The organism is Phyllobacterium sp. P5_D12, assembly GCF_054049495.1.
The window spans coordinates 1-10,148 of sequence record NZ_JBFUMG010000133.1; the positions used below are offsets into that span (position 1 = coordinate 1).

Here is a 10,148-nt window from a genome sequence, read left to right on the forward strand (position 1 = left end):
GAGCACGCGTGCTTGATGTTTGCCGTGTGGTGGATTCCGCAATCGTAACTGGCAGGCGGAATCTGGTTCCGTTTGAGCGACTGGTGCAGGAAATCCAGACACACGAGGAGCGGGAGCAGGATGCGATAGTCAAATCGCTGTTCGAGTTCCGCGAATCCCGCGCCCAATCCGATCTCGCGCCGGGTTCGTCGTTTACCCTCGCCCCACGTTCCGATATCGAGCTTGCGCTCGTCGTTTCACCTAATGAATCGGGTGGGCTGGATGGGTTGTTCGACTATGCGGAGGATATCTACGAACCTGGCTTGATCGAGCGGGCCTCTATCCATTTTGGTCGGATCCTGGCCCAAGCCATCGGTGGGACGGACATCCGGATCAAGGATATCCAGTTCATTGCCAAGGACGAACTCGACATCCTGTCCGCTCCCTATGAGGATGAGGGCGTCAATGACGATCGCCCCGTGCATGAACACATCGCCGCGCATGCGGCACGCACGCCGGACAAAACAGCCATCATCTATGCCGACGAAGTCTGGAGCCATGCCAGACTCGACCAAAGCGCCAATCGACTTGCACACCGTCTGGTCAAGCTCGGCGTTGAGGCGGACATAAGCGTTGCCATCGCGGTTAAGCGCTCGCCGGAGGCCATTGTCGGCATCCTTGCAACGCTGAAAGCAGGCGGTGCGTATGTTCCGGTGGAGCCCGATCATCCGACAACACGCAATCACCATATCCTGCACGATGGCGGGGTGAAGGTAATCCTGACCAACAGCTGGCTGCTCTACCGTATTCCTGATGGACTTGACGCCATCATTCTGGAGCTGGACAAACTTGACCTGAGCCAGGAATCCCACACAGCCCCTGATGTGCATGTTCACAAGGACCAGCTCGCCTATATTATGTACACGTCCGGTTCGACCGGACTTCCCAAGGGAGTGGCCGTCGAACATGGTCCCCTGACCCACCACATGCAGAATTCTTCCCGTGTCTATGGGATGAGCGAGCTATCGCGCGAATTGCCATTTCTGCCCTTCAGTTCCGATGGCGGGCACGAACGATGGATGAATCCGCTTATGGAAGGCGGTAGTATCATCCTTCCCGACCAGCCACTCTGGACACCGGAAGAAACGTTGACGGCGATGCGCAAGCATGGTGCCAACAATGCCAGCATTCCGACGACCTACCTCCAGCAGCTGGCCGAATGGGCTGATCTCACCGACAGCGCACCCCCGATGCGGCTCTATTCATTCGGCGGCGAGGGTCTCGCCCAGCAGACTTTCGATCTTTTGTCGAAAGCGTTGAAGTCGGAATGGCTGATCAACGGCTATGGCCCCACCGAAACCATCATGACGCCGATGGTCTGGAAAGTGCGGGCTGGTCAGAAGTTCGAAGGGACTTACGCGCCAATCGGTCGCGCGGTTGGCAATCGCCGCGTCTATGTGCTCGACCCTGATTTGAACCCCTGCCCTATCGGAGTGACAGGGGAGCTTTACATTGCCGGCGAAGGCATGGCCCGTGGTTATATCGGCAAGCCTGACATTACCGCCGACCGTTTCATTCCCGATCCGTTTTCAAAGGAAGGCGGACGCCTTTATCGTTCTGGCGACCTCACTCGCTGGCGCGAGGACGGCACCGTGGAATTTGTCGGCCGCGTCGATCATCAGGTCAAACTGCGAGGCTATCGCATCGAACTCGGTGAGATCGAAGCTGCACTGCTGCAACAGGATGGCGTTGGCGAAGCCCTCGTCGTCCTGCGTGACGACGATGCGACCAAGCAGAAGATGCTCGTCGCCTATGTCGTGCCAAAACAGGGGCGGGAACTGGAGATCGCCGATATTCATTCGGCGCTCGAGCGTGCCTTGCCCGCCTATATGGTTCCCTCTGCGATCGTTCCGCTCTCGAGCATGCCGATCAATCCGAACAGCAAGCTCGATCGCTTCGCACTCCCGGCGCCAACACCCCTCAAGCGAACGATTGTCGAGCCTCAAAACGCGGTGGAAGCAGACGTTCTTGATATCTGGCAACAGATCCTGAATGTCAGCCCAATCAGCGTCGAGGACAATTTCTTTGCCATCGGCGGCAATTCTCTCGGCGCTATCCGGATTCTTTCCGCGTTGCGTCAGCGCAAGCCGCAGAACCGCACGACAATTGCCGATCTCTTCAACAATCCGACGATCCGCTCTTTCGCCAAAATCATTGAGGCGGGCAACGATCAGGCCGGAAGTGAGGTGATTGTGCTGCGAGCCTCGGGCACAAAGCCCATGCTCTATTGCTTCCCCGGTCTGCTGGTCAGCACGCGCGAATACGTCAAGCTGGTCGACTATCTTGGAGCGGACCAGCCCGCGACCGGCTTTATCTGCTATTCGCTCTCGGAGCAAAAGCAGATCGGTGCCTCGGTCGATGAGATCATCGAGAGTTATGTCGACTACATCAGAAGCCACAGCAAAGGCCAGCCCTGTTATTTCCTCGGCTGGTCATGGGGCGGCTTGTTGGCCTATGAGGCGGCGCGCAGGCTTGGCGATGAGATTGATCTGCGTCTGATCACCATGGTCGACGTTTGCGACCTCGGAACTGAATTCGCCATTGGCTCAACGCCCCGGTTCAAGCCGGGTGAGCGCGACCAGTTGCACCAGATGGTGCAGGAGTGGCTAGCGCAGACCGCGATGCGCGCGGAATGGGACCGGCTGCTTGGTGTCATGGACGCCGATACCTATGACCAGTTCCTGCGTTTTGTCGGCGATGAGAAGGATGCACTGCCAACCGATGGTCCCGATATCAGCAGTCGGGAGCACACGTTCTGGATCCTGATCGACAATGCCCTGATCTTCCGACGTCATCGATTGCAGCCTCACAATGTACCCATCCACTCCTGGGCGGCCGACGACAGTCTGAACCGGGGCCTCAATCTCATCGACTGGCGCCGCTATTCCCCTCGAGCTAACCCTGCGGAAATCATCTCCGGCACCAACCATTTGCACGTGATCGGCTCGCAGGCGTTTCACAGCCGGCTGGCACACCGGCTGAATGAAGCTCTTTGACCAACGCGTCACCGAAAGGAATTCTGATGACTGCGATGTTTGCCACCAATGATCGGGCCAGTCCCGCAAGCGATACCCTGGATCTGGGCGGTATCGGTATCGGACCTTCGAACCTCAGCCTGGCATCGCTCCTTGACAGCGTAGGAAATGTTCGGGCGCATTTTTACGAGAGCCGCACAAGTTTCGATTGGCATCCGGGCATGATGCTGCCGGATGTCGAACTGCAATCTTCCTATCTGAAGGACCTCGTCACTCCGGTCATGCCGACCAGCCCATGGTCGTTCATTTCCTACCTCGTTGCGCATAAGCGGCTTTATGCTTTCCTCAACGCCCATTACGATGCGGTGCCGCGTCGCGAGTTTGCCCGGTATCTCGAGTGGGTCGCTAGCCAGCTAAAGAGCCTCAGTTTTGACTCCACCGTACGGGAGGTTAAATTCGACAAGGATAAATTTCTTGTCCAATTCGATAGCGGTGCGGTAACCGCCAGAAATCTCGTGCTCGGTACTGGTACTACATCATTCGTACCGTCTTGGGCGACACCCTTTCTCGGTGAGAGATGCTTCCACAATTCGGAGGCAAAGCACCGCCTGCCTGGCCTCAATGCGTCGCGCATCGCGGTGATTGGCGGTGGACAGAGTGGCGGTGAAGTCGTGGAAGCGCTGCTGAACTCAAAGTCGACGCTGAAGGAACTCAACTGGTTCAGCCGCCGGCATAATTTCGAGCCGATCAACGATACAGCGTTTTCCAATCAGGTGTTCTCGCCGGAATATGTCTACGCCTATCTCAATCTTAACAGCGACCAGAAGCTGGACGCACTGAAAGCGTCGGTCCTGACCAGTGACGGTCTGTCTATTTCGACGATCAACGCCATCTACCGGCGACTCTATAGCCTGCGCTATCTGGAAAACCGGAGCATCGAGGCGAAACTTTCGCCCAACCGCGATGTCATCCAGGTGGAAGGTGACAAGGATGGCTATCGCCTGATCGTACGCAATCGTTTTGATGGGGGCGTTGAGGTCGCCCATGCAGATGCAATTGTCCTGGCAACGGGGTATCAGTTCAAGCTTCCCGACTCATTTGCCGGTTTACAGGACCGCATTCAGTTCGACCGTCATAATAGGCCCGTTTTGGACGACAGATACTGCCTCAACTGGAGCGGCCCAAAACAGAACCGGATTTTTGCGCAGAACGCCGGGCGGTACAGCCACGGGATTGCTGACTCGCAGCTGAGCCTCATGGCATGGCGCAGCGCGCACATCATCAACTCGCTTGTGGGCCGGCCGCACTTCGATCTGGAGCCGCACGACTCGCAGGTGAACTGGCTTTCGAGCGGACACGACACTCTTGGGCAGAACATCGCCGTCGACTATTGAACAGGATGGAGCAATTCACGCTGACGAAAGAGCAATTCCTCTCCCCCCGACTGTGCTGAAACAGCAATCAAATGACCGGAAGATGCGAGAAAAAGGCGGTGATGCCACAAGGCGTCATCGCCACTTGGCACCTTATCCATGCGAATAGCGTTCGTCTGGCGATCCAACCGGATGTTCAGTTGTTCCGGCGCTGCGGTCAGGCCGGTGCCTGTCGCCTTGAGGTAACTCTCCTTCAAGGTCCAATAGCTCAGAAGCCGCGATTGACGCGCCGAGCCGCCCAGCACCGAGAGCATCTCGGACTCTGCCGCTGAGCAGAACAATGAAGCTGTCTCGGGTTCAATCACCGTCGTGAGAGCTTCGACGTCGATACCCAGTGCCACGGCGTCCCGGCTGATCGCGAAGGCCGCAAACCCTTCCGTGTTGGACAGGTTGAAGGCAATTCCGTCGGACTGCCCGGCGAGAGCTGGTTTGCCGTGCAGTCCGGCGACAATGTTCAGATCGGCAATTGGCACGGCCGTATAAAGCGAGAGGACCGATCGCTGCAAGTACCGCCCCGCCATAAACGCTCGGGCATCTTTTTCAAAATGGAAGTTCGCAGCTCGCGCCCGTTCGTCGGCGACCAATGCAAGACTTATTGTATTCCAGTCCGCGTCGGGCCCATAGGCCCACCACCAGATATCAACGCCGGATCCCACCTGATCGACGCGCGAGGTTGGAATACCCGGCAAGTCCGACAGGGGATCGCACGGCAGCGTCATGATCACAGTCTTCTGACGGCGAATGCATTCTGTATCGCACGATTGACGGCAACCGGCAGCAATGACATGTGATTCTCACCGGGATGGATTTCAAATTGCGCCTGTATTGGCCGACCCGGCAGGTTGTTCAGCCGCTCCACCAATTCCACGGCATTCACATCGTTCAGTGTGACTTTTTTCTGCTCGAGCCGCTCAGCCTCATCCGACGCCCCAAGCTGAAACGGCGCCAGTTTGTCGGTTTCATACTCGCCGCAGGAGAGGAACAGCCTTGCGTTCTCATTCGTCCGGGGAGCAGTGGCAAACGCCCGATAGAATTGATCGACGACACGGTCTTCCCAATAGATCGATGGGCTGGCGGCAATCCAGGTCGTAAAGGCCGAAGGTGAAGTGAAGAGGCTGTACAGCACGAAAAGACCGCCAAAGGAGTGGCCGAAGAGCGCTTGGCGGCTCCGGTCAATCGGATGCGTTGCCTCGACGACCGGCTTTATCTGTTCCTTGATAAACTCCAGGAATTCATTGGCACCGCCGGTTTTCACTACCGGGCTGTTTTCGTAGAATGGCGGATAGGTCTGGCCGGGCGGGGGGCTAAGGTCCCAGGAACGGCGCAGAGGATCATATGCAGCGTCGAGGGGGTAGCCGATCGTCACGACAACTCCATGTCCGACGTTCGTACCGCTCGGATAGCTCGCCTGCGCCCGCATGACATCGACTGCCGTGCCGATCACCGCATTGCCGTCCGTCATGTAAAGCACCGGCCAACCCTGCTCAGGTGCATGGCCGGGCGGAGAATAGACAAATATCCGGTAGACCGCGCCATTTCGATCGGAAATCACATCGTGAAATGTTGTGTGTCCGACCAAAGCGGGCGATGAATTCGGAAATGTTTGCATAGATCCATCGCTATGGGATTTCGGGCAGGTCTGCTCGGGTGCGTACTGTCCCGTCCCGCGTCAGTTATAAAACATGACTGATCTAGTCAATATTAATTTCATCGTCGAAGCATCGAGACCTACGCAAAAATAAAAGGCCGGTGCGAACACCGACCTTTTTTGTTGGTCGCAATGGTTCAGGCTATCTTCTCTCGAACCGGAAGTTTCCAACCCGGCCGGATGAAGTGGCACGTATAGCCGTTCGGAATGCGCTCGAGATAATCCTGATGCTCGGGCTCGGCTTCCCAGAAATCTCCGGCTGGCGCAACTTCAGTCACCACCTTGGCAGGCCACAGGCCGGAGGCGTCGACATCCTCAATGGTGTCTTTTGCAATCCGCTCCTGATCTTCCGACGTATAGAAGATCGCCGAACGATAGCTCAGTCCAACGTCGTTGCCTTGACGGTTACGTGTGCTCGGATCGTGGATCTGAAAGAAGAACTCGAGAATTTGCCGATAGCTGATCCGATCGGGATCAAAGACGATCTCGATGGCCTCCGCATGGGTTCCGTGGTTACGGTAGGTTGCATTCGGCACGTCACCGCCGGAGTAGCCGACACGTGTCGAGATGACACCGTCATAGCGCCGGAAAAGATCTTGCATCCCCCAGAAACAGCCGCCGGCCAGCACTGCCCGTTCTTGTGTCATTGGATGTCCTCCATTCATTTGTGATGGAATCTGCAGCACCTTATGCCTTTGAGGCACACTCTGTCACTGCATCGTTTCGGTAGAGATGTCGGGATTGCGGCTCGAGAAGTCAATCCCGGGTGCCGCAAGTTGGGGATCGCCTTGCGCAATCAACGCGGCCAAAGGCGACGGTTCCCGAGGGTCGGTGTCATAGACGCATGGCGAGATCAGCACTGCCATGCCGATCAGGGATAAAATGGCAAATCGCATGATATGTCTCCTCAAAGGTCTTGGCCTCGGGCCCGACGCCCGAGGCATTGCCATCTTCGGTCAGCCCTGCTTTGCAGTCGGAGCTGGCATAGTCTTGGCCGCCTGTTGGCCTTTCGCCTCGGCCAGCAGATCCTGAATGACCTTCTCGGACTCCTCATAGTCGCCTTCGCCGAAATGGTGGTACCTGATCTGGCCCTTGGCATCGATGAAGTAATGGGCTGGCCAATAGCTGTTGTCGAACGCTTTCCAGATGGCAAAATTGTTGTCGATCGCGACCGGGTAACCAATGTTGAATTCGCCTAGGGCCTTTTTGACATTTTCGATCTTGCGTTCGAAGGCGAATTCCGGCGCGTGCACGCCAATTACCACCAAGCCCTGATCCTTGTACTTTTCCGCCCAGGCCCGAACATAGGGAACGGTGTGGATGCAGTTGATACAAGCGAATGTCCAGAAATCGACGAGCACGACCTTGCCGCGAAGCTGCTCTGTCGTGAGTGGCGGCGAGTTCAGCCACTCGACTGCTCCATCGAGTGAAGGAAACTGGCCCTCAACAGGCAGATCGCTGCGGAAGGCTTCGCTGGCGTTGAGCGCGAGCTGAGGACCGTCAGTTGTGATCGCTGCACTAGCTGATGACGGCTCCTTGGTATGCAATCCGTCTAGAAGTGCCTGTTCTATCTTGCTCGTTCCGACTGTTGAAAGCCGCGCAAGCAACCCGGTGTCGGCACCAAAACCAATGGCGACGACACCTGCAAGTACCGCAATGCCCAAGCCGCGGCGCACCCATTCACCCGCTCCAAGCGATTGCTTCATCGCCGTGAACACGCGCCCGCCAATGAGCAGGGCCAAGCCCAGCGAAGTTGCGGCACCCGCCGAATAGGCAAGCAGAAGCAAGGTCGTCTGAACGTTGGCACCCTGAAGCGCGGCACCCGTCAGAACCAGCCCGAGGATTGGACCTGCACAGGGCGCCCAAAGCAGGCCCGTTGCAACACCGAGAACCAGCGAGCCACCGGCCGTCGGCACCGAGCGTGGTCCACCCGTCGCGTTCAACAGCCTGTTGGCCAACGCAACGACGGGCCGTGTCAGGATTGTTGCAAGCTGCGGCGAGACAAGCGTCAAGCCGAAGATCGCAAGCAGCCCGATTGCAGCGTAGCGGCCATATTCATTGGCGTGAACCGCCCAGCTGCCGCCGACCGCCGCCAGTGTCGCGACAAGAGCGAAAGTGATCGCCATGCCTGCGAGCAGCGGCAGCGTGCTTTTGACGAACGGCTGTTCGGCACGTGCGAAAACGAATGGCAGGACAGGCAGGATGCATGGGCTGAGGATTGTCAGCACGCCTGCAAGGTAAGCAATAACCGGAAGGGTCATCATCGTATCCTTTGGATAGTTAAAGGAGCGCCGAAGCGCAGCGGCCGAAGTTCAACCGTTGCGGGGACAAGACGCCTGCGACGTATCCCGCATGTGTCTCAACCAGCCAAAATTGTGGGCCAATGTATCCAGGCGCAACGCCGATACATTGGCTTACAATTTTTCCGCAACGCCCTCGCCCGCGCGCGAAAAATGCCTGCTAATGTGGTGCGACCAATAAATGGAAGGCACTGTGCGATGGATCACATCGACCACATTCTGATCGTCGATGACGATCGCGAAATAAGGGAACTTGTTTCGGGTTACCTCAAGAAGAATGGCCTGCGCGTCACGGTGGCGGCAGACGGACGGCATATGCGGTCATTTCTCGAGACAGACTCCGTCGATCTCATCGTTCTCGATATAATGATGCCCGGCGACGATGGTCTGGTCCTGTGCCGCGAACTTCGCGCGGGCAAGCACAAGGCGACGCCAATTCTCATGCTGACAGCCCGAACCGACGAAACCGACCGCATCGTTGGCCTGGAAATGGGCGCAGATGACTATCTCGCAAAACCCTTTGCCGCGCGGGAGTTGCTTGCCCGCATCAAGGCGATTTTGCGCCGTACGCGCATGCTCCCGCCCAATCTCCAGATAACCGAGGTCGGCCAGCTTCTGACCTTTGGTGATTGGCAACTCGACACTACCGGCCGGCATCTGCTCGACCGCGAGGGAACGGCTATAGCACTTAGCGGTGCCGAATACCGCCTGCTTCGCGTGTTCGTCGATCATCCGCAGCGCGTGCTTAATCGGGATCAGCTGTTGAACCTCACCCAAGGGCGCGAGGCTGAATTGTTCGACCGGTCCATCGATCTACTGGTAAGCCGGCTTCGCCAGCGCCTTGGTGATGATGCGCGTGAACCCGCCTACATCAAAACCGTTCGCAGCGAGGGCTACGTCCTGGCAATGCCGGTCGAGATTTCCGAGCTTCGCCAATGAGCATCGGTGCCACACTTCGGCCGTTGCGCTTATGGCCGCGCACTCTGGGATCGAGGCTTTTCCTGATACTGCTTGCTGGTTTGCTGCTTGCGCAAGGACTCACCTTCAGCGTCCAGTTTATCGAACGATACATGGCCGCCAAGGCGGTGATGCTCAATACGCTCGAGAACGATGTCGCGACGTCGGTCGCCATTTTTGATCGCCTGCCAGCGTCCGAGCGAGCCGATTGGCTTCAGCGCCTCGACCGGGGAACCTATCGATTTGAGTTGGGCGCCGGACTTCCCGGCATCGACACCCTGACCGAACAGGGCGCCGGTATCGCGGCGAAGATCCGGCAAGCCGTCGATCCACACTTCCCTATAAAATTCCAGTCCCTCCCGGGCGATGGCAAACGCCTGCAAGCTCATCTGACCCTGAGTGATGGAAGTCCACTGACAATCGATGTAAATCCGGCGCCAATCATGCCGCTGGCACAATGGCTGCCATATGTTCTCATCGCGCAGCTGCTTCTCCTCATTTTTTGCACTTGGTTTGCCGTCCGACAGGCGATCCGCCCCCTCATAAATCTTGCAAATGCAGCCAACGCGCTCGACCCGAACAAGAAAACGCCGCGGTTGAGCGAGACGGGCCCGCGCGAGGTCGCCTATGCCGCAACGGCATTCAACGCCATGCGAGATCGAATCGCACTCTACCTTGAAGAGCGGGTACAGATCCTTGCGGCTATCTCGCACGATCTTCAAACGCCGATAACCCGCATGAAGCTTCGTGCGGAGTTTGCCGAAGAGTCCGTTGAAAAGGACAAGCTGGTTCAGGA

At 57.4% G+C, this 10,148-nt stretch carries 8 protein-coding genes and 1 pseudogene; 4 read left to right on the forward strand and 5 right to left on the reverse strand.

The features are described 5' to 3' along the window. The coding region (locus ACXJ5O_RS11215; protein ID WP_457299966.1) for an amino acid adenylation domain-containing protein at positions 1-3,035 on the forward strand (3,035 nt) is incomplete at its 5' end. Positions 3,036-3,061: 26 nt separating this feature from the next. After that, positions 3,062-4,408, forward strand: coding sequence for a lysine N(6)-hydroxylase/L-ornithine N(5)-oxygenase family protein (locus tag ACXJ5O_RS11220; protein ID WP_457299967.1), 1,347 nt, complete (start codon positions 3,062-3,064; stop codon positions 4,406-4,408). Here the strand turns inward: ACXJ5O_RS11220 and ACXJ5O_RS11225 are convergent. From ACXJ5O_RS11225 to ACXJ5O_RS11245, 5 genes and pseudogenes are all read right to left on the reverse strand, one after another. Further along, a complete protein-coding gene (locus tag ACXJ5O_RS11225) occupies positions 4,402-5,166 on the reverse strand; it encodes a 4'-phosphopantetheinyl transferase family protein (RefSeq protein WP_457299968.1) in 765 nt (254 codons plus the stop codon). The two genes, ACXJ5O_RS11220 and ACXJ5O_RS11225, sit on opposite strands and share 7 nt — an antisense overlap. Before the next feature lie 2 nt (positions 5,167-5,168). After that, positions 5,169-6,056 (reverse strand): alpha/beta hydrolase, encoded by an 888-nt coding sequence (locus ACXJ5O_RS11230; protein WP_457299969.1) that lies wholly within the window; start codon positions 6,054-6,056, stop codon positions 5,169-5,171. Positions 6,057-6,232: 176 nt separating this feature from the next. After that, the gene (msrA, locus tag ACXJ5O_RS11235; protein ID WP_457299970.1) at positions 6,233-6,742 is read right to left on the reverse strand and encodes a peptide-methionine (S)-S-oxide reductase MsrA; all 510 of its coding nucleotides are present in this window, start codon (positions 6,740-6,742) and stop codon (positions 6,233-6,235) included. 63 nt (positions 6,743-6,805) lie between these two features. Further along, on the reverse strand, positions 6,806-6,991 hold the full coding sequence (locus ACXJ5O_RS11240; protein WP_457299971.1) for a hypothetical protein: 186 nt from the start codon (positions 6,989-6,991) through the stop codon (positions 6,806-6,808). 69 nt (positions 6,992-7,060) lie between these two features. Then, positions 7,061-8,356 (reverse strand): annotated as a pseudogene (locus ACXJ5O_RS11245) (cytochrome c biogenesis protein DipZ); the annotation flags it as partial. Between the two features lie 237 nt (positions 8,357-8,593). Here ACXJ5O_RS11245 and ACXJ5O_RS11250 point away from each other — a divergent pair. Next, positions 8,594-9,334 carry a response regulator gene (locus tag ACXJ5O_RS11250; protein ID WP_457299972.1) on the forward strand — a complete coding sequence of 247 codons (741 nt, stop codon included), beginning with the start codon at positions 8,594-8,596 and terminating at the stop codon, positions 9,332-9,334. Next, the coding region (locus ACXJ5O_RS11255; RefSeq protein ID WP_457299973.1) for a HAMP domain-containing protein at positions 9,331-10,148 on the forward strand (818 nt) is incomplete at its 3' end. The genes ACXJ5O_RS11250 and ACXJ5O_RS11255, both read left to right, overlap by 4 nt.